Raw genomic sequence first — 24,666 nt, 5'->3', positions numbered from 1 at the left:
AAAAAGCCCCGTGGTTGCCTATATAGTTTGGTTGTACTTGTCGTTGTTACGTTTACTCTGGGGAATATAAGTTTTTATAGCAGCAAATTTTTCGACCGTTTTAGAAGTCCCTGAGCCTATAGCTCTACCGAGCCACTCCTGATTGGTCATTGGAAGGGTCATTTTCGAGACCCTGACGGCGTTTCAAAAGATCTTGACGTAATAATTTCCCCGCCTGATTCAGACGATGAACGTTGGAAAAAAGCGTTCAGAACCCGCCGTCGTCGCCACAGTCGTTCGTCGAGTGCTAAACGATCTTTCGATGGTTTGGCCAACGTAGTAAGTCGGTTAGGGCGCGAAGAATATGAACTATCCGGATCGGTCGGGAAAGATGATTATCATCAAATCAGGCTGAGCTTTACCGCCGACGAAAAACAACCGCTCAACGTAATGAATTTCTACATCAGCCATACCGAACAAGGGCACTGGCAAAACGACGAACTAAGTTGTCTACTTAACTTCAGTTATCGTCGCCCCGACAATTCGAGCTACTCCTCCACCGCCGATCCACGTTTTAGTAAACAAGTTTCGATCCATCTGGCGCGTGTACCCGATTGATGTTCAGATATGCTACGTTACTTATTTGCCAATAATCTCAATAGTAATGTTAACAATAATCAACAGAAAAGTACGAGTAAAAATACGCATCAATTGATCGAAATAATAGTAACTTCACAACATCCTGAACTCCCTTGAACGCAAGCGTTATTATGGCTCAACCTGCCTCATCGAATCGGTCAAAATCTTTAGCTACTGTTATTCGGGCTGGCTTGATTGCTGGCATACTGGACGCTATTGCAGCAATGGTCATGCTTATGGTACGGGGTGGTAAAGACCCGTCGGCGGTTTGGTTATACGTAGCCAGTGGTGTATTTGGTCAGGATGCTTTTACGAGTGGTGCCTCTATGGTTATCTGGGGATTAGCTTTTCACTTCATAATTGCACTGGCCTTTGCCGGCTTTTTCTTTCTGATTTTTCCGCTTATTCATCAATACATCAGTCAGCCCGCCGTTATCGGTTTACTGTATGGTATTCTGATCTGGCTCATTATGAACCGAATTGTGCTCCCACTAAGCAATGTCTCTCCGGCTTCGCAGGTCGATCCGATTCGAGTGGGCATTGGCATGGTTATTATTATGGTTTGCGTAGGATTACCTATTGCGCTCATCGTGAATCGACACTACGTAGCACGATAAAAACTCAGTAGCTAAACAGTGCTTGCCAGTTAACAACGTCTATTGTTCTAGCCAGCGGTTGCCTGCTTTTCTATTTTATCCTGATGTCAACCTCTATGAAATCTGGGGCTTCAGCCGTTTCCTTTGATTTCAATACGTTCAAACCACATCGAGATGAATGCCTTTGAGTACTTGTTTCTCTTCTGTCGGGCTGAAGAGTTTCGCCTGATTCACATGAAATATTCGCTTAAAAGTGGTGAACGCACGTTCTATTAAGTTATTTCCCTGTTCAATTTCAGAGATTGAATAACTTGCTCTTGCCCACCTTCCTATAAATTTACGCACAATACTCCTCCACAACGCCAGAAGCAATTCCTTCGTTAAAATCAGGAATCAAGTACGTTGTCGCTACGACGGGTTACGCATAGACTACTCCCCTACTCTTTCTTATTACGATTTTTGTAGGAGCTGTTAGCTTGACTGAGTTTTCTGGCCTTTTGTTTTAGTTCCTTGTGAAGCTCTTTGTCTCTGGGTACAAAGGTGATGCTACGATCTAGCCCATTTGGCTTTATAATCCAGTAAGCAGCATCTGAAGTATCTGGAATTGAGGTATACATAGATTGAATCATTAGGCAAAGGTAACTCTTAATATTCAAAGAGTTACCCTTTTTATATTACTAGCAGGTATTTAAGTGAAGTAGGCATTCAACAGTTTCTAGTTTTGCCAACGTATGGATATATGGCGACTATATTGTAGTTGTTGGTTGAATTATTTCACTATAGCAAGCTTATCGATAAATGGCCAATTTAGGTATTTTGGAAAAGAATTAGCGTATTCGTAATCATTTTCAAGATTACTGAGTTATAACAGATGAAGCCATGTTGCGCACTTTTGCTCGGCTGTCAACTGCCCCCTTTACTAGTCAACTTCCCTGATTTACTCCAGAAAATAAACGGATTGGTTTTATACATAATCCAGCATTTCTGAGTCATTATGGGCTAACAGCCTGCTTTTTCTAGCGGCTACCTGCATATTCCCCTTTATAGGTCAGTTGTTTTTGCATTTCTTAAGAACCCTGACCGACTTACTCCTTTATAGAACAGTTATGCGAATAAATTTTGATGATCTTTTCACGGTTATAGATCAGGTCATGATTCCCAAAGTACGGATTAACATTATGAGCGTAATCCGGGGTGGCCCTGAAATGCGACTAGCTAAAGATAGTCTAACAATTAATGGCGTAGATCCGGTTAGCTGGCAAGGAAAAGACCTGCTTGTTGATCTGCGAAAATTTGGCGAAGTCAAAGAATACTATATTCTGGGCTTAGCTGTTGCCTAACTATATGAGCGTCTGTTTATCTATTTATCTACCTGATAAACAGACGCCTTTAAACTTACTATCGCGTACCAGTTTATCACTAAACGAAACCACAGCTATGGCTACTAATACGTTAGTTATCATTACGGGCTACGTGTCAATCAAGCCCAAGCCCCATAAACGAGCTTACCTCAACACGAGTATCGAAGAAGCAAATCAACGATTTAAGAAAGAATACCCGCAAGCCCGAGATATTACTACAGTAAGTGTTTTATTCGACGATGAATTTATAATCAGTGGTAATGGAGATATCTCATCCGACTATTATTAGTCTGATTTTAGCAAGATATATCTATACTGTCTGGTATATAGGCATTTAACTTCTCCCTTCTTAATGGATATTCGAATCCAGCTTAATCACCAGACGTTATACCAATATGATCAAACGGTACATCTGTCAACCCAATTAATCCGACTCAAGCCGAACGCTTATTGTCAGGCCATTATTGAGGACTATTCCTTATTAATTAAGCCAGACAATCACGTACTACGCTGGCAGCAAGATGCATTTGGTAATTTTATCGCCCGTGTTGATTTTTCAGGGGAAGTATCTTACTTGTTGATTCAGGTTCAGATAACGGTCAGCCTCCAACCAGTCAATCCTTTCGATTTTTTAATTGATGACTATGCTCTCTTTTTCCCGTTCCAGTACACTGATTCACTTCAGCATGATTTAGCCCCCTATCGAGGTGCTACTGAGCAGGGATCTTACCTTACCCAATGGATTGGACAGATAAAACACCAACCTCGTCAGGAAACGGTTTCCTTTCTGATTAACCTTAACCAACAGGTTTTTCAGGCTATTTTCTATCAAGTACGGCTTGAGCCTGGTGTACAGTCTGCTGATGAAACGCTCCGGCGTTCTATTGGTACCTGCCGCGATAGTGCCTGGCTATTAGTTCAACTGATTCGCAAATTAGGACTGGCAGCCCGCTTTGTATCAGGCTATCTGGTTGAATTATCCCAGTCATCTAACAACACCTCGGCCGATGCTATTAAGGATTTACTGGCCTTACACGCTTGGGCAGAGGTATACGTACCGGGAGCGGGTTGGATTGGGCTCGACCCCACTTCGGGAATGCTGGTAAATGAAGCTTATATTCCACTAGCTAGTACGCCTTCTCCAGCCGCTGCCGCTGTTATTACCGGTACGACAGATATTGCACAAGCTACACTTTCTTATTCAAGTACTGTCGTTCATTTACCTAATCTCAACCTGACTAATCCATTACGATAACGTATCGTTTTATAAAGAATAGTATTTTTCAGGGACTAGCGGTGCGGGAATTGGGCTATATCCACTCATACTTTTAAGACTAATTTCAATCGAGCGAGCTATCGTGGTGACAGGCGTATCGGTGGGTTTGTTCTCGAATGGGTCTTGTAATTGAATCGCGCTTTTTTCGATTAAAATAAAAGCAGACGATATAAGCGTCACTAAGGGTACATCCAGATAAAAATACTGTTCATCAAAACAGAAAGGAAGAATTGTCGCAAATAAGTAGATAAATACCTGCATATTGAAGGTATAGGTCCGGGGGAAAACAGTATTTTTAATACGTTCACACCGGCCCATAGAATCTGTCAGATTATTGAGTGTAATGTTTAACTGTACCATCTGATAGTCAGTAATCAACCCATCGTCATACAGCCGCCGAGCCGCTAAAGCATGGTTTACTAGTAGCATATTCGGTGGGTTTTGAGAATCAGCAATCTGTTTGGCCTCGTGTGTAGGCAGAAACTCCTCCAGGCGCTGCAATACCGGCTGTTTACGCAATGTATCTCCCAATACGTAACACCAGGCACATTGACGCTGAACAAAAGTATATAGATAAGTTTCTGGGTTCACGTTAGAAGGCAAAAACATTTGAAGCTGACGAATAAAACTACGACTATCATTAACAATAGCTCCCCAAGCTATTCTAGCCTCCCACCAACGATCATAAGCCTGATTGGTACGAAAAGCCAGTAACAGCGAAATACAGGTTCCCAGAATTGCAGCAATCGAAATGGGAATCTGAAAGGACCAAGGGATAAACCATTTACTGATGACAACCAGATTTGCAAATAAAAAAACCAGAAAAGCCTGTCGAAGTATATGTCGAAGATAGAAACTTATCGAAATCTTATTGTTGAGTAGCATGAGCCTATTTTATGCTAGTAGCTATTGTAGAAAGCACTAAAATAAGCTTGTAGAAACCTTCGCTACCATACGATTTATGTAAAGCTAGGCCGTTTTAAACTAATTGAAGGAGTTTATCGTATTCTTTTCTGCCTAGTTGCTCCTAATGAACTGCTTTTTATTACATATATGCGTATCGACATGATGTAATTACCTGCGTGTAAGCGCTGTCCGGCGAGAATCAAGTTTTATAAAAATGAATAACAGTATCGAGAACGACCAGAGCGACGACCCACCATAACTAAAGAACGGCAAAGGAATACCAATAACGGGCATCAGACCGATGGTCATGCCAATGTTGACCAGTACGTGAAAGAAGATAATACCAGCCACACAATAGCCATACACGCGCGCAAATTTGGTACGTTGTTTTTCGGCAAGTATAACAATTCGGGAAAGCAAGCCCACGAAGAGCGCAATAATTACTAGAGCACCAACAAAACCGTGTTCTTCGCCAATGGTACAGAAAATAAAGTCCGTACTCTGTTCGGGCACAAAGTCAAACTTGGTTTGTGTTCCTTCCAGAAATCCCTTTCCCTGAAGCCGGCCCGAACCGATTGCAATTTTCGCCTGTGTTACGTTCCAGCCTACGCCGAGCGGGTCAATAGTTGGGTCAACAAGCACTTTAATCCGGTTACGCTGGTGCTTCTGTAATACGTCGTTCACAAAGAAATCGACACCCGTAACAAACACCATCATACCCACACCAACCAGCCCTATCGACAGCAAATTCTGAACAGACCGATTGTGACGTGGCATCAAAAGAATAACGATTACAGCCAGAGCTGCAATGCCGATAAAGATGTATAGCTTAGGAAAGACCAGCGCCAGAATCAACAGTGCTACTGCCGCAATACCAAGAGCCGGAATCCAGCCGGGTAGTCCCTCCCGATAAAGCATAATTACAAACGAGGCAAAGACCAGCGTAGAACCCGTTTCGTTTGACGCGATAATCAGAATACAGGGCAGCAGGATGATGCCCCCAACATAGAGTAAATCTTTCTGTTTTGACAGATTGATGCCCGGTACGTCCAAATATTTTGCCAGCGCCAAAGCCGTTGCTACTTTGGCAAATTCGGCCGGTTGAAGTAAAAACGAACCAAGTTTAAACCATGACCTTGATCCTTTTACATTGCTCCCGGCCACCAATACCAGCAAAAGCATCAAGATCATGAAGCCATAAAAGACAAAGGCAAACGTATCGAAAACGGTATGATTAATGACCAGAATACAGATAATGAGTATTAAAGCCGTACCGATCCACATGAGCTGTTTCCCGGCGTTGGTCGACATATCGAACAAGCTGGTATGGTCTTCGGGGCTGTAAACTGCCGCGTACACATTGAGCCATCCCAACGTAACACAGGCAAAATAAAGCAGCAGTGTAAGCCAGTCGATGTTTTGAGAAAAAGGGTCGTTTCTACGAGCCACAGTACGTTATGAATTAGAAATAGGAGTGCGACTGATTAATATCCGGCTACTCCTGTTGATGTAGTTGATTTGGGTTGCGTTGCCGCCATTGGCTTGACCGGCTGTTTCTGCGTCGTATCTTTTTTCGGCGCAACGGGCTTTCTGGCTCCCGGCATCATGTTGGCGGGTGGTAAATAGCTTGATGCTTTCACTTGTGCATCGAGGGCCAGCGCTTCTGTTTTGCGCTTCAGATACCGTTCGGCAACCAGAGCCGCCACCGATGCAGCCGCTTTACCACCCCAGCCAGCATTTTCCACGAAAACAGCCACAGCAATCTTGGGATTATTCATCGGCGCAAAGCCAATAAAAATCGAGTGGTCAAATTTATGGCCGTATTTGGCGTTTTGCGACGTACCACTTTTACCGCACAAATCTATGTTGGTTGTATTTACCAAAGGCGTAACTGTTCCGGCAAGTACCGCCATCCGCATACCATCAATTACAGGCAGGTAATGTTTGTAATCAATTCCTGTTTCATGCCGTTCTCGATACTGGTTTGGCACGCCAACGCCCGATTTTCCGAATCCTTTTATATAGTGTGGAGTAATGTACCAGCCCCGGTTTGCAATAGTAGCCGCCAGATTAACCAGTTTCATCGGGCTGATAAGCAACTCACCTTCGCCGATACTGAGCGAGTATACGTTCGAAAACTTCCAACGTAACGCGCCCCGATATGCTTTGTCGTAATATTCGGGAGTCGGTAAATTACCTTTCAGCTCACTGGGCAAATCAATACCAAGACGGTCAGCCATACCAAATTTTTCGACCATGTCATGCCATTCGTGCAAACCAATTGCCGACGCTTTGAACGTATTATGATTGCCGTTATGGTAAATAAATTTGCGGAATACGTTGTAGAAATAGGGATTGCAGGAGTTCTGAACAGCTCCCCGCAGGTTATTTCCTCCCCGACAGTGGCACCGCATTGGCGAACCACCATGTCCATAGAACGTACTGGTAAACAGTGTACCCTGTTGCTGAGCAATAAGCGCCTGTATCAGCTTAAACGTAGAACCTGGCCGGTAACTCGCCGTAGCCGGGCGATTGATAAGCGGCTTATACGGATTTTTGAGCAGTACCCGATAATTCTTAGAAAAGAACCGGCTCGACAGCATATTCGGGTCATAAGTTGGTGCCGACACCGAAACCAGAATTTCACCCGTCGAAGGCTCGACCGCCAGAACGGCTCCCACTTTATTCTTCATCAACGTATCGGCATATTTCTGTACTTCTACGTCAATGCCTGTAATGAGGTTCTGCCCAGCTACTGCTAACGTATCGTATTCGCCGTTTTTCCAGGAGCCTTTGTTCACACCGTGAACGTTCTGCATCATGAATTTTACGCCACGTCTGCCACGCAGTTGCTCTTCATACTGCTCTTCCAGCCCGTTATGACCGATATAGTCGCCCTGCCGATAATAGAGAATATCCTGTTCGTCGAGTTGTTTCTTGGTAATTTCACTGACGTAGCCCAGCGCATTTGCCATTGTATGCGCCGGATAGGTACGCATGGAGCTAATGACAGGTTCAAAGCCCCGATAATCGACAAGAGCGTCCTGAATTCGGGCAAAATCTTCTTTGGAAAGCTGCCGCAGAAACAACGACGGTTTCACCTTTGAATAATTTACCGCCAATCCCATAATACTGTCGAACTCAGTACGCGTAAGATCCATCATCCGGCAGAAAGCCAATGTGTCTGGAATCTTAACCTGTTTTGGGGTGACGTATAGGTCGTAAACGGGGGTGTTGTAGACAAGTAATTGATTATTACGGTCATAAACCTGCCCTCGATACGGTATCTCAACAACTCGCTTAATGGAGTTTTTCGAGGCTCCCAGCGAATACGTATCGTCTAAAACCTGCAAGTAGAACAATCTGGCCAGATACGTTAACCCAACCAGGCAAAAAACACCAATGATAACCCACTTCCGATTCTCTAACATGAGAATTAACTCCTTTCAATCAAGCTATATAAACAAAGTTAGTGAATAATGGATAATGAAAAATGGATAATGACGATTAAAGAATGCATCTCTTCGTCATTATCCATTTTTCATTATCCATTATCAATTTTTCACCAGCCTTTTGCGGTAGTTCGGATTCGGCAGAGGTACATATCGGCGGTGATGTAAAGTACGGTTCCATCGTCGCCCCAGGCGCAGTTTGCCGTAGCAGCACCAATTTTGATGTGGCCTAAAAAGTCGTAAGAACCTGTTCCCTGCGTGGGAGCCAGTACAAGAACTCCCCCACTTCCAGTTACCCACAAGTTACCATCCCGGTCAACTTTCATTCCATCGAAACCGCCTTCAAGGCCCTGCTTTTTCATGTTGTCAGGCCCAAAAACGATACGTCCTTTTCCTACCGAACCGTCGGCCTGTAACGGATATGCCATCACTACGGGACGCATTGGGTCTGATTGAGCCACAAAAAGAGTTTTCTCATCGGGCGACAAAGCAATACCGTTCGGACGGGTAAGATCGCTCACTACAATCGATACCACGCCCGGAACTCCTCCCCGTTCAGGAGCAATCCTGTAAACACCATAGCCATCTGTTTCACGACCGGGATCTTTTTCTTTTTTCGGCATGCCGTATGGTGGGTCGGTGAAATAATAGCTTCCGCTTGAATGTACCACTACGTCGTTAGGACTGTTGAACCGTTTGCCGTTAAAATTATCGGCCAGCGTCCGTTTACCTCCTCCACCAGCCAGCGGCATCGCCGAGATACGTCGGTCACCGTGCTCACAGGCAATAAGGCGCCCCTGTTTGTCGATGGCTAGCCCGTTTGAGCCCGGTTCATCGCCATACGTACCAACGCCACTAAAGCCGGATGGTTTCAGGAACGTAGTGACGCCTTCCTTATCGGTCCATTTGTAAATCGTGTTCTGTGGAATATCGCAGAAGAGCAGATAGGCTTCGTTTTTCACCCAGACCGGTCCTTCAGTCCACATAAACCCATCGGCAAGCACTTCAATTTTAGATTCGGCCGGAATTAGCTTATCAAGGCGCGGGTCAGCCCGCACTACCTGACCAATTGTCGGTAATGGAGTGGTTTGAGCAACAGCCGGAGCCAGCGACGTAGCGAGCCAGCCAGTAAACAGTAAAACGGTGGTTTTCATAGATCATGTCAGGAATTCAGGACAATATATCATTAATGAAGCAAAACGGAACGAAGGTACATTTTACTATATGCTACGTCGTTATCAGTCTATAAAAAGTAATCGAAAGCTAAGAAATAAGATGGATCAGGAAATTCGACTACGTATCATTCTGGAAAAACCAATGCCCGATATTGATTTTGGTCTTCAGAAAGGAAGTGGACGTATATACGAAACCGTTCAGAAGCAACGCGCCAACGTAGCAGATCTGGTTTTTGATTTTAGCATACGTATCAAAGGCAATCCGGACGAGCAACAACCTCCCGGCTTAAGTGGGCACTACGTACAAGGGCCATCTAACAGCCGATTCGTTTACATCGATATTGGTACGTATGCCGGACAACAAAACGCTTCCTGTTCAGGTCGATTAAAAATTCCGCTTCAGAATATAAGCTGGGATATGGTTCATCAAATTGCCGCTGATTCAAGTTTAGTTTTACAAACACGGGTTTCTGGAACAACCAAAGATGGGAAACCTGCTTTAGGTACAGTGAAGCCATTTAATGGCTGGCACGTAACGTAGCATTTCTAGTAATGTTCGGTTGGGAATCGAAAATCCGGCAGATTTCAGGTTACGACTTTAGCCGATTTCGCTTATTTTTATAGGATTTTTCTTCCCAATCCTAGTTGTACATGAAAAACAAGAAGCAAGCGAACTCGCCGAATAATCAGGAAGATTCTTCCCGGCGGTCGTTTCTGAAAACGCTTGGGCTGGCCGGTACTGCCGCAGCCACGGCTCCAGCCGCACTGGCCAACAGTACCTCACCTACCGTTATTCCTCAATACCTAAATCTGGTACGTAGTCACAGCAGCACGGCGGCCAATGATAAAATACGTATTGCGCTAATCGGTACGGGTGGTATGGGTATTGGCGATACGCAAACGGCGCTGATGGTCGATGGAATCGAAATGGTAGCCGCCTGTGATCTTTACGACGGTCGCCTTCGTCGGGCCAAAGAACTTTGGGGTGATAACCTTCCCGTAACGAAAGATTACCGCGAGATTCTTGAACGGACGGATGTCGATGCTATTATCAATGGTACAACCGACCACTGGCACGAAAAAATCTCGACCGACGCTATGCGCAAAGGCAAGCACATTTATTGCGAAAAGCCGATGGTGCAGAAGGTTGAAGATGGGCATACGCTGATTAAAGTAGCAAAGGAAACCGGTAAAGTTTTTCAGGTTGGTAGCCAGTTTGCCAGTTCGTTACTCATCTCAAAAGCGCGTGAGCTTCTGAAAGCTGGCGATATCGGTGAGCTTGTGTTTGTCGAAGCTATCTATGATCGGCACAGTGCGCAGGGAGCGTGGCAGTATTCGATTCCGCCTGATGCCTCCCCGCAAACGGTTGATTGGGATAAATACCTTGGCTCGGCACCAAAACGCCCTTGGGACCCGCTCCGTTTTTTCCGCTGGCGTAACTATACCGACTATGGTACCGGCATTGCTGGCGACCTTTACGTTCACCTGCTGACGTCATTACACTGCATCACCGGCTCAAAAGGCCCAACGCGTGTGTATTCGACGGGTGGTACACGTTATTGGAAAGATGGTCGTGATGTGCCTGATATTCAACTAAGTATCTACGATTACCCAAAAACAGCCGAACATGGCGAGTTTAACCTGACCACCCGGTCTAACTTCGTTGATGGTGGCGGGGGTAATTATCTGGTACGTCTGGTGGGTACCGAAGGCGATCTTTCGCTTGGTTTCGATAGCCTGACGGTTCGCCGGAATAAATTCCCGAAGGCACCGGGTATGTCCATCGATAATTTCCCGAAAGATCAGAAAGAGCTGTACATCGCCGAATACAACAAGCTTTATCCGCAAACACCGGAACTCGTTGGGCCGAAGGAGTTCAAATACTCGTTCCCGAAAGAGTATAAAGGAGATCGGTATGAGCACTTTGTAAATTTCTTCAACTCGATTCGTACGGGAGCGCCAAATGTAGAAGACGCTACGTTCGGGTTACGTGCCTGCGGACCGACACAGTGCGGAAATATGAGTTACTTCCAGAAAAAAATTGTTGGCTGGGACCCCATCAACATGAAAATTCTGGGAGCCGTTTAACAAAAAACCCCCACCCCGAAAACGCTACGTTCCGGGGTGGGGTTTTTTTTATTCTACCCGCAACGTAGCACGACCAACGCCGGGCATTCCAGATAACGTAGCACCTTCGGCCTGAAGCCGAATCGTTGTTTTTGCATCCGATGTAAAGAAAGAAACCGTTGCTTTTCCTTGCGCATCTGTCTGAATCAAGGGAGCCCAATGCAACGTAGTACGGTAATCGGGTCTGATATGTTCGGGCTTCTGCACATCGTAACGAGGGGTATAAAACTCACGTATCGGAGCATATCCGGGTATTTTAGCCACTAATGTTCCGGGCGTTTTATCCTTCGAAAAATCGTAATTGGGCGAACCGCGCTTCGTCAGCACAGAGATAACCCCTCCCGACGATCGTGAGCCGTAAATAGCCGCCGACGCGCCTTTCAGTACGTCGATTCGATCAACATCCTGCACCGATATACTCATAATACCCTGCAAATCCATTGGCATACCATCTAACAGAAACAAAGGCTCAACAGGTCCACTGAAATTAGTCGCTCCCCGAATTTGCACGCGTGCGTTGAAACCAGAGCCAGTTACCTGCACCCCCGCAACCTGCCCCTGAAGCACATCCAGAATTGTCATTCGACCGGCTGTGTTCATATCATTAAGTTTAACAGTAGCATCGGGAGAGCCATAAATAACGCGCGAATCACGCTCCGGTGTTTTTTTAGCTTTTACCATAACCGACTGTAACAGAACCTCGCCGTTACGTCGAATTTGTCGTTCAATTTCCTGATATTCCTTAGTACGTCGGATAAATTCGGCGAAGTCATCACGTTCAAATTCGAGCGAATTGTACGGAACTTGGGTAATCGTTACGGGCGGTGCCAGTAATTGATCGAGCGAAATAACAAGGTTGCGATTGGCGCTCCCCTTTACCCCTTGAATCAGCACGGTAGTCGTATCTTGTAAATCGAGATTGTAAGCCCCGAAGTTTCCTGCCGGATCGGTTTCACCCATCAGAAACTCACGGGTGCTATCTCGCTTAGCCAACAGAAACGTTAATTTCACCGCGCCACCAATATCTTTCTGATTAGGACGTACTACACGACCCGTCAAAGATAATCCAGCTTCAACCGGAAATTTTGTGGGCGGAATATTTCCAGACAACACGTCGGTCCACATAAATCGACGCCAGCCCTGCGTCATGAGTAAAAGGTCAAGGTTAATCAAACGGTCTTTATGGTCTGGATTGAAATAATAACCCGGCTGTTCAATAATTCCGGCAAGATCCGACGTTAGCAATAAGTGAGAAACAATGGTCGTGCGATTGGAGTCTGTTTCAGGCGCTAATCGATTATCAATGGCCGAAAGTGATACGTTAGCTGCAACTGGTTTTCCATCGGCATCGGTGGTGGTAACAGCAACAGCAACCCGCTCACGATTCCGAAACAAGGGTTTTGCCGTACTCAGCTGAACGTTTATCTGCTCTCGCTTATCAATAAAAACCAGCCGTTCGGCCACCGGCTTGCTTGTCTCGTCGAAAATGGTCAACTGCGCAATTCCCTCCGGAAACTCTTTTCTTGGTAAGCGCACAACCAGCATTTTTTTAACCACCGGAATTTTAGCGGCCTGTACCATTTGTCCACGTGTTTGAGCAACCAACGTCAACGTAGCGTTCGCATCTGCACTTGATTTGTTATGGATCACATATACTATTACGTTGTCTTTATTGCTCAGATTATCTACCTGCATCGTTACGCCCTGTGGCTGTACGGCAAGCATCGAATAGGTCTCTAAAGAACCATTTGTTGTTTGAACAAACGCCGTATATACTTGCTCAGGCTCGGGTTTGAATGTAAAAAAGCCCATTCCCAAATGCCGACTTGCGAAACCAATGACCGTATCTTTCTGAGTATTCAGGACAAATCCTTTTATAGCTACACTACGTCCAGAGGCATCAAGTGCCTTAAAAGCAACTCGTCCTTCAATACCTGCCACCAATTGGCCACCCTCAGGCAAAAACTGTACATCGAGCTTGCTGGCGGTTACTGACGGTGTGCGTTTGTTTACAGCATTACTTTCTTCCGGACGTAGTACAGTTATTGTTTTCGTAAAAAAATAGTCATCCGGAAAATTTCGCATGTAATTCGTATACGCACGAAGCTGATACGTTCCGGCAGCTAATGTATCAGGCAGATTGAGCTGGCCCGGTGCATAACTATTCGTTGACCGAAGTGCCATTCGCAATCGCGTTTTTCTGGCCGCTAATTCAACCAAGTCAACATAAACCACGTGACTTGACGTATCAGCATTGTGGGTGTTACCATGAAAAACCGATCCCTTCAGCCATATTGTTTCGCCAGTCAGATAGGTGTCGCGGTCCGTATGAATATAGACCTTTTCAGTGGGTCGCTGCTCATTAAACAGCCGCAGGCGCTCAAGCAACTGTTTAACAAAATCGTCGTCTTTAAGACGAAATGCAACCAGCAATGCAGTAACAATAAATGAGAAAATAAAAAAAAGTGTGTGACGCATAGAATAGGTTTCGCAGGAATGTATCTTCCTATATAGACATTGCAACTAAATTAGCAGAAATCCTCTTTCGACATGACTGGTTCAATGCATAAAACCGCGCTGGTTGTCGGCGCAACAGGCTTAATTGGAGACTTATTAACCCACTATCTTGTCGATTCCCCCATTTATGAAAAGGTAAAAGTATTAGTCCGTAAATCGTTAAACTGGCAACATCCCCGCTTGCAGGAAATCCAATTCGATTTCGATCACCCTAATGGATTACTCACTCAAGCCGACGATATATTCTGCTGTCTGGGTACAACCATAAAAAAGGCAGGCTCAAAAGACGCTTTTCGAAAAGTTGACTATCAATACCCGCTTGAAATAGCCAAATTAGGTCTGGCTAACGGAGCACAACAATTTGCAATCGTTACGTCATTAGGAGCCGATCCTGATTCTTCAATTTTTTACAATCGGGTAAAAGGTGAAATTGAGCGTGATTTGACGGCGTTGAATTACCCTACTCTGCACATTTTTCGTCCTTCCATTCTGCTAGGTAACCGCTCCGAAAATCGTTTGGGCGAACGAATCGGGATTGGTTTTGTAAAATTATTCAACCCACTTATTCCGGCTAAATACAAAGGAATTGAAGCCAGTAAAGTAGCGAAGGCTATGCAAAAAACCATGCAGGAAGGACTACAAGGAAAGCACGTTTTTGAGTCGGATCAACTCCAGAATTTTTGAATAACCCGATTTCATTCGGCTGTAACTAGTATCTTTAATCTATCAATCAGCATCTTGTGTCCGCTTCTTCATCTGCTCTGCTATCTATTCGAAAAGCGACGCTTGCCGATGCACCTGTTATTTATGATTTCCTCTGTACGCTTGAAGAAATAACACTGGATGTCATTGCATTTAATCAGGTTTTCAGCCAGAATTTGGCGAATCCAGCCATTCATTATCTGGTTGCCGAACAGGAAAATAACGTGCTTGGGTTTGTAAGCTGCCATATTCAGGTACTCCTGCATCATGTTGGTAAAGTGGGCGAAATTCAGGAATTGTTCGTCCGTCCCGACGTTCGTAATCAACGTATCGGTCATCAACTTATAGAAGCACTTACTACGTTAGCTAAGCAGGAAAATCTTGTAAATCTGGAAGTTACCACGAATCAGAAACGAGTGGATACCGTCCGGTTTTATGAACGGGAATCATTCAAACAGACTCATTTTAAATTGGTTAAACCGATTCATACGTAATGCGTTTTATACTTTTCCCTTTACTTATTCTCTTATCATCAGAATCAATTCAAGGTCAATCCACACCGACACCACGCCTACATAACGATGCAACACTGGAGCGAACACTTCAAACGGCACTGGCTGGCTTTCAAGGGCAAGTCGGTATTTATGTTCGTAATCTGCGCACAGGACGTAGCGTAGCCATCAACGCTGATACGTTATTTCCAACAGCCAGTACAATCAAGGTTCCGATTCAATGTGGCCTGTTTGCTAAAATCCATCAGGGCGAATTGACCTACAATCAGGAATTGATTTATAAAGATTCGTTGCACTATGACGATGGCATTGTTGGTTCATTGAAAGATGGTGCCAAAATACCACTCAGTCAGGTCGTTATGCTGATGGAAACCATTAGCGACAATACCGGAAGTTTATGGTGTCAGGCACTGGCCGGTGGAGGAACTGCAATTAATAACTGGCTCGAAACCAACGGATTTCATCAAACTCGGCTTAACTCGCGCACGCCCGGTCGCGAAGCAAATCGAACGCAATACGGTTGGGGCCAAACAACGCCCCGAGAAATGGCAGAACTGCTGGTTTACATACGAGTAGGGAAAGCGGTTAGTGCCGATGCCAGCGAAGAAATGTATCGAAATCTGGGTCGGCAGTTTTGGGATAGTAATGGCTTGTCGCAGATTCCACCGGATGTAAAAGTGGCAACTAAAAATGGGGCTGTGAATCAGGCACGTTCAGAAGTATTGCTGGTTCATGCGCCCCATGGCGAATATGTTTATTGCCTGATGACCAAAAACCAGAAAGATGAAAGCTGGGAACGTAGCAATGAGGGTTCTACGCTTTTACGCAACGTAGCGTCCATACTCTGGCACCATTTTGAGCCAAAATCTACATGGAAGCCAAGCGAAGGCCACGAAAAATGGTATTAGCTTCCATTTACTGAAATCAAAAAAGCCGCAATCTGTATGCAGATGGCGGCTTTTTTTCTAATCGAATTTATTAATTCAAGAACTTCAAACGCAGATCGTTTAACTGGCTGCGAATCGAACCGTCGACTTGCTGATCACCAACACGTAGTACATAACCACCAATCAGTCGCGTATCGATTTTCTCATCCAGCTCAACCAGCTTTCCGCCAGTTGTTTTGGCTACCATGTCTTTGAATTTAGTACGTAGCGCATCGGTCAATGGTACGGTAGTGATAACGGTAGCCCGTTCTACACCTTTTTTCCGGTCATACTGATTGATGAACTCATCGGCAATGGCATCCATTATGCCTTCCCGATTCTTTTTTCCGATGATCTGGAAAAACGCCATCGTTACTGGATCGACATGACTGGCAAAAACAGCTTTGATAATTGCGCTTTTCTTTTCAGCCCGGACAATGGGGTTCTTCAACATTAGTAACAGTGGACGGCTATCAGCCACCGTTTTTTTGAAGAACTGCATGTCTTTATACATTTTCTCGGTCAGGCCCTTTTCTTCTGCCAAATCTAACAATGACTTGGCATAACGGGCGGCTACAGTAGCGACTGCCATATCAGTTAGTTAAGGTTTGAATTAGCAACCAGATCGGCAACTAGTTTCTCCTGTGTTGTTTTATCGCTAAGTTCTTTACGTAATACTTTCTCGGCAATATCGAGCGACAACGTAACAACTTCTTTTTTCATTTGCATCACCAGCGCCTGACGCTCATTCTGCATCGATTCGCGGGCTTGTTCCAGAATTCGCTTGCCTTCAGCCTCAGCTTTGTCACGCGAATCAGCTACCATTTTGTCGGCAGTTTCTTTCGCACCACGCAGAATAGCTTCACGCTCTGAACGAGCTTCTGCTAACAATTTCTCATTGTCGGCTTTCAGTGCCGTCATTTCCAGACGGGTTTTTTCGGCCAGATCAAGGGCACTTTGAATATTATTTTCGCGCTCATTCAGACTTTCTGTAATGGGTTTCCAGGCAAAGGCGCGAAGGATCAGAAACAGGCCGAGGAAAACAATTACCTGCCAGAATAAAAGACCAAGATCGGGAGTAAGCAAATCCATGGATTTACAGTTTATGTTTTTTGACTTACAACTTATGTTTTTGTAGTACGGCACAAACCGTACAAAATACGTTTCAATCTTTTGTTAGATATTGTTTGCCCACCGGCAACCCCAAATAGGCAAACAATCTCCAGAAATTGGCGAGTAGTGGCGCCAGTGCCTAATGCAACCAGCCTACTCAAGTTGAGTTGCTGCTTAAGCCGTAGCGACCAGCAGACAGATTACAGCTGCGAACAGAGCAACAGCCTCGATCAGAGCCGCGATGATCAGCATGGCGGTTTGGATACGACCAGCCGCTTCTGGCTGGCGAGCAATACCTTCCATAGCACTACCACCGATACGACCGATACCCAGACCAGCACCGATAGCAGCCAGACCAGCGCCAACAGCAGCACCCATAACCGAAACACTACCAGTAGCTTCTAAAAGCAGAGCAAATAACATGGCAAACATAAAACTCAAACAGATTTATAAGTGAAACAAAAGATTGCAAACTAAAAAAATGGATAATGTGAAACGGGGAATGAATAATTGTCTTATAACTAGCACTTTACATTATCCATTTACACTATTCATTATGAATTAATGCGCATCTGCGCCTTCGTAACCGATACCGTGGTCAGCTTCGTGGTGTTCTTCTACCGCGCTGCCGATATACATAGCTGTCAGCAGGGTAAAGATGAACGCCTGAAGGAAAGCAACCAGCAGCTCAATAATATTCAAAAACAAGGTAAAGAATAAAACGACTGGACTAATAGCAATACTGGTGCCCATACCGCCCATGTGATTGGCCATGAAAATCAGGCCTAATAGGCTCAGGATAATAATGTGCCCGGCAGTAATGTTAGCGAACAGCCGAATCATAAGAGACAAGGGCTTCATAAATACACCCACAATCTCAACCGGAATCATGATTGGCAGCAGAGCAACTGGCACACCCGTTGGTTTCAGAATGTGTAGCCAGTAATGTTTATTTCCGCTGAACGTAACAATCAGGAACGTAATAACTGCCAACACCAACGTAACGGCAATGTTGCCCGTCAGGTTAGCCGCGCCTGGTAATAAACCAAGCAGGTTATTCGTCAGAATGAAAAAGAACAACGTTAATAAATAAGGTAGGTATTTGGTGTATTTAGGTCCAATACTTGGCTTTGCAATCTCATCGCGAACAAACAGGATGATTGGCTCCAGAAACGATTGAATCCCTTTCGGCGCTTTCCCTTTGTTTTTGGCATACCCCTTGCTCACAGCCGAAAACACCAGCAACATGATCGTAGCACTCAACAATAAAGACGCTACGTTCTTGGTAATTGAGAAATTGTAAACCTTGGCTTCGTGATCTACTTTACCAGCTTCATCAACACGGTGAATTTTACCATGTTCATTCTTGTAACCGTTGTAGATTTCACCATGAGCTAACCTCGACGAAGAGAAAACTTCAAGTCCCCGATCGCTTGAGTAAAGTATAACCGGAAGTGGCAACGTAACACCGTGCGCAAACTCCCAGCCATGATCGTCTTTAATGTGGTGCATGATCATGCTACCTACATCAAATTTTCCTTTTTTTTCTGCACCTTCTCCAGCGTGCTCCGTATGCGGTTCTCCCGCGTGTTCGTGCTCCTGCGCGCGAACTCCAACTAACGAACTCAAAACCAGAGCCGTTGCTAATAAAAATCTATTAATAACCGAACGCATCATATGATGTGACAGATCGTTTTTACGAATTGCGTCGCAAGTTACGAGTAAGCGTCCAAATCTCAAAGCTCGTGTAAAATATATATAGTACAAGAAAGTCCAATATGAACACCCGACGCAACTCAACATGACGGAACAGGAAAAAACCAACAAAGGCCAGACCTAACACCATGCGGGCCACTGTGGCAGCTAAATATAGTGGTATCAACCGCTCACGATTGTCCTGTAAACCAGTCTCTACCAGTCGCTGAGTTAGGATGGAGACACAACAAAAAAAGACAAGTATAACCTTCCATAATGGATGTAGCCAGGGCGACACAAAATATTGTTCGGCTACAAAAAATACAATTGCTAAAAATACAGAAAAGAGAACAGGGCGAAGCATGAAATGAGTAGCTCATCGATATGGCGATAAAGCTACGGCGAAATGTAGTAGATTATTAATACGTACCAATCGATAACATCACAAGCGTACAAGCTTCGACAGGTTCAATACCTTCTTCACGAAGTTGCTGCTCAAACTCAGGGTTTTCGGCACCCGGATTAAAAATAACCCGGCGCGGTTTCAGGCCTTTAATATATTCATACAAGTCACCCTGATTTCTCGGCCCAACGTACATTGTAACCGTATCAATATCTGCAAGTGATGGCTGACCTATCTGGATAGGCTGCCCTTGAATTTGCCCTTTTTTTAATCCAACTAATTCAATCGAGTGCCCATGACGTAACAAGCTATGCGCAGCCATGTACGCATAACGACTCGGATTTTCGGTTGCACCCATTACTAATGTCTTCTTTCCGTTCGTATTCATAACAGTTGTGGTAGAGCCAATTTTAAACGGCTCTATCATGTGTATAACCATTCCTACAGTCGGGCGGTTTCATGAACGGATATGTATCATATAGCTGCGTTAAAATTAGTTGCCATTTTTTATCTCATCACTTACCTAATGTTATAGCAATTTGAAAAATGAAATATAGGAAAGGGAAATTGGTGAAAAAGCCATAACTATTTCACCCTAATCTTGTTAACCTGATACCTCATGAGCGTTTTACAGCTCTAAACAAAACAATCCACGTATAATAATTTGGTCATGGAAACTAAGGGAAACCAGAGTTTTTGGAATGAGAATTGGGTACCTATTCGATTTGAAGATGTGCCAAATCCACCCCATTATGAAGTTTCAAACTATGGACGGCTACGTAGTTTTCAAAATTCGACTACGGCACGATCTGACAAACCCAATAATAAACCATTAAGCAGCCTGATAAAAGGCTCTGTGATTCAGGGATATCGTTCGTTAAATATTCGTTCGGCCGGAAAAACGCTCAACCGATACGTACACAAATTAGTAGCAGAGCATTTTGTAAAACGTGTAAATCCTGAGCAGCTCTTTGTTATTCATCTTGATCATGATAAACAAAACAATTATTATCAGAATCTACGTTGGGTAACAAAAGATGAAATGATTGAGCACAATCGGAATAATCCAAATCTTAAAAACAGGCAGCTTCCCCGACAGACCCGTAACTATAAACTAACCGAAAGCAAGGTAAAAATGATCAAGAAACTTTTACTAAATGATAAGAATCGGTTAAAAATGATCGCCAAACAGTTTGGCATTACACACACCCAACTCAATCGTATCCGATCAGGAGAAAACTGGAAACACGTAACAATCGAATAGATTCGTCAAACATTACTTCACTCAGAAATACCTAAATTTAGCGGGCCGAACGAAGGACGTCGTTACGTTCGTTTTTGTACGTACTCGATTGATTTACTGGCTGTTCGGCGCCCAATGCTAAAGGAAGTGAAAGGAAGAAAGACGTACCGACGCCTTCTACGGTCTCAAACCAGATTGTACCACCAGCATGTTCAACGCCCCGTTTGGCAATAGCTAACCCTAGGCCTGAGCCACCTTGTTTGGTACTGAAATTAGGCAGGAAGACTTTACTTTGAATGGCTTCTGGAATACCAGCCCCATTGTCGTGAATCTCAATTTGTACAGCATCACTGTTTGTATAAAGCTTTATTTCAATAGCAGGTTTACGACCAGGAGGTACCGATTGAATAGCGTTGACTATCAGGTTCGTAACGATACGTCCTATCATCTGCCGATCGCCTGTCACCATCACAGGGCCTTTTGTAATTTGCCGGTGCAACGTAATGCGCGGGTCGTCGGCATACAAATCGGCGGTTTTATTCAATACGTTGGTTACTTCAAATGTTTCCTTTTTCGGCATGGGCATATTGGCGAAATCGGAAAATGACGTAGCAATATCGCTCAGGTTATCAATCTGGTCGAGCAATGAATCAAACGTGCGCATAATAATTCGCCGGGCAGGGTCATTGGTGCCATTGGCAGCATTGGCCTGGTTAGGCAACGTTCTTTGCAGATGTTGCAATGTCAATTTCATTGGCGTCAGCGGGTTTTTAATTTCGTGAGCAACCTGCATCGCCATTTCGCGCCAGGCCGATTGCTTCTCTGTTTGCGCCAGCACCTGCTTGTTTTCTTCCAGTTTCACCAGCATCCGGTTATAAGCCCGAATCAGTAGCCCAATTTCATCATCAGTACGCCAAGGCAATGGTTCATTTGGGTGCTCGAGGTTCGTCTTTCTGATTTTCTGCGTCAGCAATTTCAACGGTTTTATCAGAAAGTGTAAAGCGATATACGATAAGATCAGAAATACCAGAAATAAAATTGAGAATACACTCAACGCCGATGCCATTACCTCAATAATCTGCCGGTCGAGTTCAGGTTGCGCATAGAAATATGGAATGCTCAACACGCCTAATAGTCGACCATCGTATGTTTTCACACTGACGTAGGCTGTTCGATACTGCTTATTTCCTAATGACTCTTCGAGCAGACGTTCACTTTCTTTATCTTCAAGAATATGGATATAGGCCTCTGGATTTATTTGTTTCGACAGATAGCCACTTTCATAAATTAACGGTCGAGTCGACGTATATAAACGGCCTTTTGTATCGAATAAATTAATGTCGAGGTCAGCATCACGGGCTATTTTAGCCAGCTCTTCTTCCATTGATGCCTTACTACGTTTCTTCGCACTCAGGTGTTCATCCAGATAAGTCAGAAAGTTCGTAGCAATGTTACGGGTATTGCTCAGATACGTACTTTTCTGGTTTTCAATATAATTTGTACCTATATCTTTCGAAATAAGGAGAATGACGAGGGCGAGCGGTAAAAAGAACGCAAAATTCAGCAGCATCTGAATCTTGGTCGAATAGTTAATTCCGTAGCGGGAGAAAAAGTATTTGATGGCGTAACCAATGATGACCACAATAACTGTTACAACCAACAACAGATATAAAAATGAAAAATTAGAAAAGATATTTTTAAACGGATACGCTTCCGAAGACACAACCACGATACGTCCATCCTGACCACGTAGCGCTACGTGATGATAGCCATTACTATTCAATCCGGTCGTAAACAGAGATGGATTCGTTAAAAGAGGCAGATCGAACTTACGGTCATAGTTATAACTTCCAGTACTGAAAATCAACCGGGGCTGCGATTGCCCCAGCGAACGATTACCAAGTTGAGGTCCACTAAAAAAAGCGTAGCTATACTTCTGGCTATCAGGATTCTGAGTAAACTTTGTATCGACCAGAAGCTCTGGGTAAACACTTTTGGGTAACTCGTTTCTCAACCGAAGGTCCAGTACTACGTAGCCCACCGTATCGCTGGAAGCTTGTGATGACCACCCTCCTAAAGTAGCTGTCTGTGTCTGCTTCCGTAAACGAATATCAATAAAACAGAGATATTGCTTTACGAACTCATTCCCTACTTCATTTACAAAATAAATTCCCGGATAGTCCGTCTCGTAATTTTTCTGGCGATATCGGTCAGTCAGTGTCGATAACGGGATGGCATTCGAGCTAATATCGAGAGGGCGTCCGTTGGAGCGAAAAGAAAACACTTCGATATCATATTTATCAAAGTATTTGTCGAGGTGTAAATTTTTTACCCGATGTTGAATACGTTCACGAACTAATAACGTATCGGTCTGAATTGCCCTTGCAATGTCGTTATCTTTTCGAATCGACTCCTGCGCTTTACTCATCAGAAACTCTCCTAATTGGTCATTTTCGGCCAATAACTGAGTAGCAAATTCCTGTTTATGAACCAGTTGCTTTCTGATTTCTTGCTTATAAACCACATAGGAAGTCATAACCGCGCAAATCAGAGCGGCCAGAAACAGATACGAAGACGTTTTATAGCGGAACGAGTATAGACTTCGGGGAAGCTCCGATATATAAATCAGGACAAAATAAAAACCATTCAGCAGAAAGACACTTTCTAAACTTCCACCCAAAGCTAGCCAGAAGCCAGCACTCAGAATTGTGCCAGCCAGAATCAGCAAAGAGCCTATAAGAATTGGTTTAGCACGATTGAACCGTAGAAATAAGCTGGCCAGTACGTGAATTATCAGGAAGTAAATAAAGGAAATGGTAATAAATACGATAAGGCATATGATTTTCAAAAACGAGAAGTGTATGCTTAACGTAATATCGAGCGTAAACTGCGACTTTTCGTAAATGTTATTCAACTCTCCGTAACAGAAAGCAAACACAATGTAACTAAATGCTACACATATCACGGATAAGGCTATCTGCCACCATGAAGGCAGGTGCAACAGCATCGTATACATTCGTGAACGATAGTAATGACGAACCCAATAAAACGCCAAAACCATCACGACAAGCGCATTCAGCAGTAAATCGCCCAATGAAGGAACCAGAACCGACGATGCATAATATTTCGGATTAAATAGATCAATATCGAAGAACAGAAACGGTACGCCGTAGTACAGCATAACCGCCCGAAGCAGTAAAAGATAACCCGCCAAGAAAACAAAACCTAATTCGTACCGACGCTTTCGCATCAGCCGAAGCATGATTTGCATGATATAAATACCCAGAAGCAGAATTCCGACGGTCGCCAGAATCACCGTATTTACAGGAGTTGAATCATTACGGTACGCATCGACTACAGGCGGCACAACAGAGAAAAGAAAAGCTGATGTGTTATCATATATTGCCTGAAAATCTTTTAGCCGATCAGGCGTAACATCCTGGGGATCAAGCGTAAAAAGAGCTGGATTATATCCTGTTTTTAGGTATGAATTGTTAGAATGATAATATCTGTAAACGTTTATAAGCGAGAATACATCCACTAAATCACCATTGGCCTGTATGCGCTGGTGACTAACAATGTAGCGACTCTGCTCAAAATCAATCAGTTTAGGATTTGTAATAGCCTCAATCCGAGCATAATCGGGGATGAACCGATAATCAGACCAGAACTCAAGCTGTTTGTTCCGAAACACAAAATACGGATACCGTGAATCGATACGTAGCTCCGAAAATGTAGGATTTGGCTTTGCTTTTAGAATGGCGGTAACGCTGGCCAGCTCGTTGGTACTGACCTGCATTTCTTCTTTTACCCGTTGTTGAACAGAATAGATATATTGCTCGTCTGTAGCGCCAGGAGCACTTCGCTCCAAAAGCGAGTAATATATCGCTGACATGCTAATGAATACGATAGCCAGCAGCAAGAAAATATGTTCGACTATTCGTTTCACTAACGGGTTGTATTATTTTCCCTATACTACCCTAAAATCATGCCAAATTTCTAGGGTAAGCCAATATTTTCGGTAAAATTGTAACTTTATTTATG

The 24,666-nt window shown here is 44.2% G+C and carries 22 protein-coding genes; 11 read left to right on the top strand and 11 right to left on the bottom strand.

Annotation, left to right across the window (positions count from 1 at the left end; all coding sequences use genetic code 11):
* The first annotated feature begins 306 nt into the window (after positions 1-306).
* From ACYVD4_RS22620 to ACYVD4_RS22600, 5 genes are all read left to right on the top strand, one after another.
* A complete protein-coding gene (locus ACYVD4_RS22620; RefSeq protein ID WP_460949617.1) occupies positions 307-597 on the top strand; it encodes a hypothetical protein in 291 nt (96 codons plus the stop codon).
* Positions 598-749: 152 nt separating this feature from the next.
* Positions 750-1,235 (top strand): hypothetical protein, encoded by a 486-nt coding sequence (locus tag ACYVD4_RS22615; RefSeq protein ID WP_460949615.1) that lies wholly within the window; start codon positions 750-752, stop codon positions 1,233-1,235.
* 1,085 nt (positions 1,236-2,320) lie between these two features.
* A complete protein-coding gene (locus ACYVD4_RS22610; RefSeq protein ID WP_460949614.1) occupies positions 2,321-2,554 on the top strand; it encodes a hypothetical protein in 234 nt (77 codons plus the stop codon).
* A gap of 4 nt (positions 2,555-2,558) precedes the next feature.
* A complete protein-coding gene (locus ACYVD4_RS22605) occupies positions 2,559-2,864 on the top strand; it encodes a hypothetical protein (RefSeq protein WP_460949613.1) in 306 nt (101 codons plus the stop codon).
* A 63-nt stretch (positions 2,865-2,927) separates the two neighbouring features.
* A complete protein-coding gene (locus tag ACYVD4_RS22600) occupies positions 2,928-3,830 on the top strand; it encodes a transglutaminase family protein (RefSeq protein ID WP_460949611.1) in 903 nt (300 codons plus the stop codon).
* A gap of 9 nt (positions 3,831-3,839) precedes the next feature.
* Here the strand turns inward: ACYVD4_RS22600 and ACYVD4_RS22595 are convergent, their stop codons facing one another.
* The 4 genes from ACYVD4_RS22595 to ACYVD4_RS22580 all read right to left on the bottom strand — a co-directional run bounded on the left by ACYVD4_RS22595 (position 3,840) and on the right by ACYVD4_RS22580 (position 9,363).
* Positions 3,840-4,736, bottom strand: coding sequence for a bestrophin family protein (locus tag ACYVD4_RS22595; RefSeq protein ID WP_460949610.1), 897 nt, complete (start codon positions 4,734-4,736; stop codon positions 3,840-3,842).
* A gap of 189 nt (positions 4,737-4,925) precedes the next feature.
* A complete protein-coding gene (gene rodA, locus ACYVD4_RS22590; RefSeq protein WP_460949609.1) occupies positions 4,926-6,206 on the bottom strand; it encodes a rod shape-determining protein RodA in 1,281 nt (426 codons plus the stop codon).
* A 35-nt stretch (positions 6,207-6,241) separates the two neighbouring features.
* Positions 6,242-8,188: a penicillin-binding transpeptidase domain-containing protein gene (locus ACYVD4_RS22585; protein WP_460949607.1), complete on the bottom strand. Its 1,947-nt coding sequence runs from the start codon at positions 8,186-8,188 to the stop codon at positions 6,242-6,244.
* 131 nt (positions 8,189-8,319) lie between these two features.
* Positions 8,320-9,363, bottom strand: coding sequence for an SMP-30/gluconolactonase/LRE family protein (locus tag ACYVD4_RS22580; protein ID WP_460949605.1), 1,044 nt, complete (start codon positions 9,361-9,363; stop codon positions 8,320-8,322).
* Between the two features lie 121 nt (positions 9,364-9,484).
* On the opposite strand from ACYVD4_RS22580, the gene ACYVD4_RS22575 reads away from it, so the two are divergent.
* Both ACYVD4_RS22575 and ACYVD4_RS22570 read left to right on the top strand, forming a co-directional pair.
* Positions 9,485-9,925, top strand: coding sequence for a DUF5990 family protein (locus tag ACYVD4_RS22575; protein WP_460949603.1), 441 nt, complete (start codon positions 9,485-9,487; stop codon positions 9,923-9,925).
* Positions 9,926-10,035: 110 nt separating this feature from the next.
* Positions 10,036-11,472, top strand: coding sequence for a Gfo/Idh/MocA family protein (locus ACYVD4_RS22570; protein ID WP_460949602.1), 1,437 nt, complete (start codon positions 10,036-10,038; stop codon positions 11,470-11,472).
* A 48-nt stretch (positions 11,473-11,520) separates the two neighbouring features.
* Here the strand turns inward: ACYVD4_RS22570 and ACYVD4_RS22565 are convergent, their stop codons facing one another.
* Positions 11,521-13,989, bottom strand: a complete 2,469-nt coding sequence (locus ACYVD4_RS22565; protein WP_460949600.1) for a TonB-dependent receptor plug domain-containing protein — start codon at positions 13,987-13,989, stop codon at positions 11,521-11,523.
* 72 nt (positions 13,990-14,061) lie between these two features.
* Here ACYVD4_RS22565 and ACYVD4_RS22560 point away from each other — a divergent pair, with 72 nt between their 5' ends.
* From ACYVD4_RS22560 to ACYVD4_RS22550, 3 genes are read left to right on the top strand one after another with little or no spacing between them, the layout of a single operon-like run.
* A complete protein-coding gene (locus ACYVD4_RS22560) occupies positions 14,062-14,712 on the top strand; it encodes an oxidoreductase (RefSeq protein WP_460949598.1) in 651 nt (216 codons plus the stop codon).
* Positions 14,713-14,768: 56 nt separating this feature from the next.
* Positions 14,769-15,224, top strand: a complete 456-nt coding sequence (locus ACYVD4_RS22555) for a GNAT family N-acetyltransferase (RefSeq protein WP_460949596.1) — start codon at positions 14,769-14,771, stop codon at positions 15,222-15,224.
* Complete coding sequence (locus ACYVD4_RS22550) at positions 15,224-16,150, top strand: serine hydrolase (RefSeq protein ID WP_460949594.1); 927 nt, start codon at positions 15,224-15,226, stop codon at positions 16,148-16,150. Before ACYVD4_RS22555 ends, ACYVD4_RS22550 begins: the two co-directional genes overlap by 1 nt.
* A 70-nt stretch (positions 16,151-16,220) precedes the next feature.
* Here the strand turns inward: ACYVD4_RS22550 and atpH are convergent, their stop codons facing one another.
* The 5 genes from atpH to ACYVD4_RS22525 all read right to left on the bottom strand — a co-directional run bounded on the left by atpH (position 16,221) and on the right by ACYVD4_RS22525 (position 19,767).
* Positions 16,221-16,760 (bottom strand): ATP synthase F1 subunit delta, encoded by a 540-nt coding sequence (gene atpH, locus ACYVD4_RS22545; RefSeq protein ID WP_460949592.1) that lies wholly within the window; start codon positions 16,758-16,760, stop codon positions 16,221-16,223.
* A 5-nt stretch (positions 16,761-16,765) separates the two neighbouring features.
* Positions 16,766-17,260: a F0F1 ATP synthase subunit B gene (locus ACYVD4_RS22540; RefSeq protein ID WP_460949591.1), complete on the bottom strand. Its 495-nt coding sequence runs from the start codon at positions 17,258-17,260 to the stop codon at positions 16,766-16,768.
* 195 nt (positions 17,261-17,455) lie between these two features.
* On the bottom strand, positions 17,456-17,704 hold the full coding sequence (gene atpE, locus ACYVD4_RS22535) for an ATP synthase F0 subunit C (protein ID WP_394355941.1): 249 nt from the start codon (positions 17,702-17,704) through the stop codon (positions 17,456-17,458).
* 138 nt (positions 17,705-17,842) lie between these two features.
* The gene (atpB, locus tag ACYVD4_RS22530; RefSeq protein ID WP_460949590.1) at positions 17,843-18,958 is read right to left on the bottom strand and encodes a F0F1 ATP synthase subunit A; all 1,116 of its coding nucleotides are present in this window, start codon (positions 18,956-18,958) and stop codon (positions 17,843-17,845) included.
* 437 nt (positions 18,959-19,395) lie between these two features.
* Complete coding sequence (locus ACYVD4_RS22525; RefSeq protein WP_460949588.1) at positions 19,396-19,767, bottom strand: CoA-binding protein; 372 nt, start codon at positions 19,765-19,767, stop codon at positions 19,396-19,398.
* Between the two features lie 282 nt (positions 19,768-20,049).
* Between ACYVD4_RS22525 and ACYVD4_RS22520 the strand changes: the two genes are divergently transcribed.
* On the top strand, positions 20,050-20,643 hold the full coding sequence (locus ACYVD4_RS22520) for an HNH endonuclease (protein WP_460949586.1): 594 nt from the start codon (positions 20,050-20,052) through the stop codon (positions 20,641-20,643).
* Positions 20,644-20,680: 37 nt separating this feature from the next.
* Here the strand turns inward: ACYVD4_RS22520 and ACYVD4_RS22515 are convergent, their stop codons facing one another.
* Positions 20,681-24,517: an ATP-binding protein gene (locus tag ACYVD4_RS22515; RefSeq protein ID WP_460949585.1), complete on the bottom strand. Its 3,837-nt coding sequence runs from the start codon at positions 24,515-24,517 to the stop codon at positions 20,681-20,683.
* Between the last annotated feature and the right edge of the window lie 149 nt (positions 24,518-24,666).

The sequence above is a fragment of the Spirosoma daeguense genome (assembly GCF_054776875.1).
The sequence above is the reverse complement of the archived record's forward strand: the minus strand, read 5'-3'. Positions and strand labels throughout refer to the sequence as shown.

Coding starts and splice junctions, on each gene's coding strand:
- ACYVD4_RS22615 (WP_460949615.1), top strand. CDS start 750: ATGGCTCAACCTGCCTCATCGAATCGGTCAAAATCTTTAGCTACTGTT.
- ACYVD4_RS22610 (WP_460949614.1), top strand. CDS start 2,321: ATGCGAATAAATTTTGATGATCTTTTCACGGTTATAGATCAGGTCATG.
- ACYVD4_RS22605 (WP_460949613.1), top strand. CDS start 2,559: ATGAGCGTCTGTTTATCTATTTATCTACCTGATAAACAGACGCCTTTA.
- ACYVD4_RS22600 (WP_460949611.1), top strand. CDS start 2,928: ATGGATATTCGAATCCAGCTTAATCACCAGACGTTATACCAATATGAT.
- ACYVD4_RS22595 (WP_460949610.1), bottom strand. CDS start 4,736: ATGCTACTCAACAATAAGATTTCGATAAGTTTCTATCTTCGACATATA.
- ACYVD4_RS22585 (WP_460949607.1), bottom strand. CDS start 8,188: ATGTTAGAGAATCGGAAGTGGGTTATCATTGGTGTTTTTTGCCTGGTT.
- ACYVD4_RS22580 (WP_460949605.1), bottom strand. CDS start 9,363: ATGAAAACCACCGTTTTACTGTTTACTGGCTGGCTCGCTACGTCGCTG.
- ACYVD4_RS22575 (WP_460949603.1), top strand. CDS start 9,485: ATGGATCAGGAAATTCGACTACGTATCATTCTGGAAAAACCAATGCCC.
- ACYVD4_RS22570 (WP_460949602.1), top strand. CDS start 10,036: ATGAAAAACAAGAAGCAAGCGAACTCGCCGAATAATCAGGAAGATTCT.
- ACYVD4_RS22565 (WP_460949600.1), bottom strand. CDS start 13,989: ATGCGTCACACACTTTTTTTTATTTTCTCATTTATTGTTACTGCATTG.
- ACYVD4_RS22560 (WP_460949598.1), top strand. CDS start 14,062: ATGACTGGTTCAATGCATAAAACCGCGCTGGTTGTCGGCGCAACAGGC.
- ACYVD4_RS22550 (WP_460949594.1), top strand. CDS start 15,224: ATGCGTTTTATACTTTTCCCTTTACTTATTCTCTTATCATCAGAATCA.
- atpH (WP_460949592.1), bottom strand. CDS start 16,760: ATGGCAGTCGCTACTGTAGCCGCCCGTTATGCCAAGTCATTGTTAGAT.
- ACYVD4_RS22540 (WP_460949591.1), bottom strand. CDS start 17,260: ATGGATTTGCTTACTCCCGATCTTGGTCTTTTATTCTGGCAGGTAATT.
- atpE (WP_394355941.1), bottom strand. CDS start 17,704: ATGTTATTTGCTCTGCTTTTAGAAGCTACTGGTAGTGTTTCGGTTATG.
- atpB (WP_460949590.1), bottom strand. CDS start 18,958: ATGATGCGTTCGGTTATTAATAGATTTTTATTAGCAACGGCTCTGGTT.
- ACYVD4_RS22525 (WP_460949588.1), bottom strand. CDS start 19,767: ATGAATACGAACGGAAAGAAGACATTAGTAATGGGTGCAACCGAAAAT.
- ACYVD4_RS22520 (WP_460949586.1), top strand. CDS start 20,050: ATGGAAACTAAGGGAAACCAGAGTTTTTGGAATGAGAATTGGGTACCT.
- ACYVD4_RS22515 (WP_460949585.1), bottom strand. CDS start 24,517: ATGTCAGCGATATATTACTCGCTTTTGGAGCGAAGTGCTCCTGGCGCT.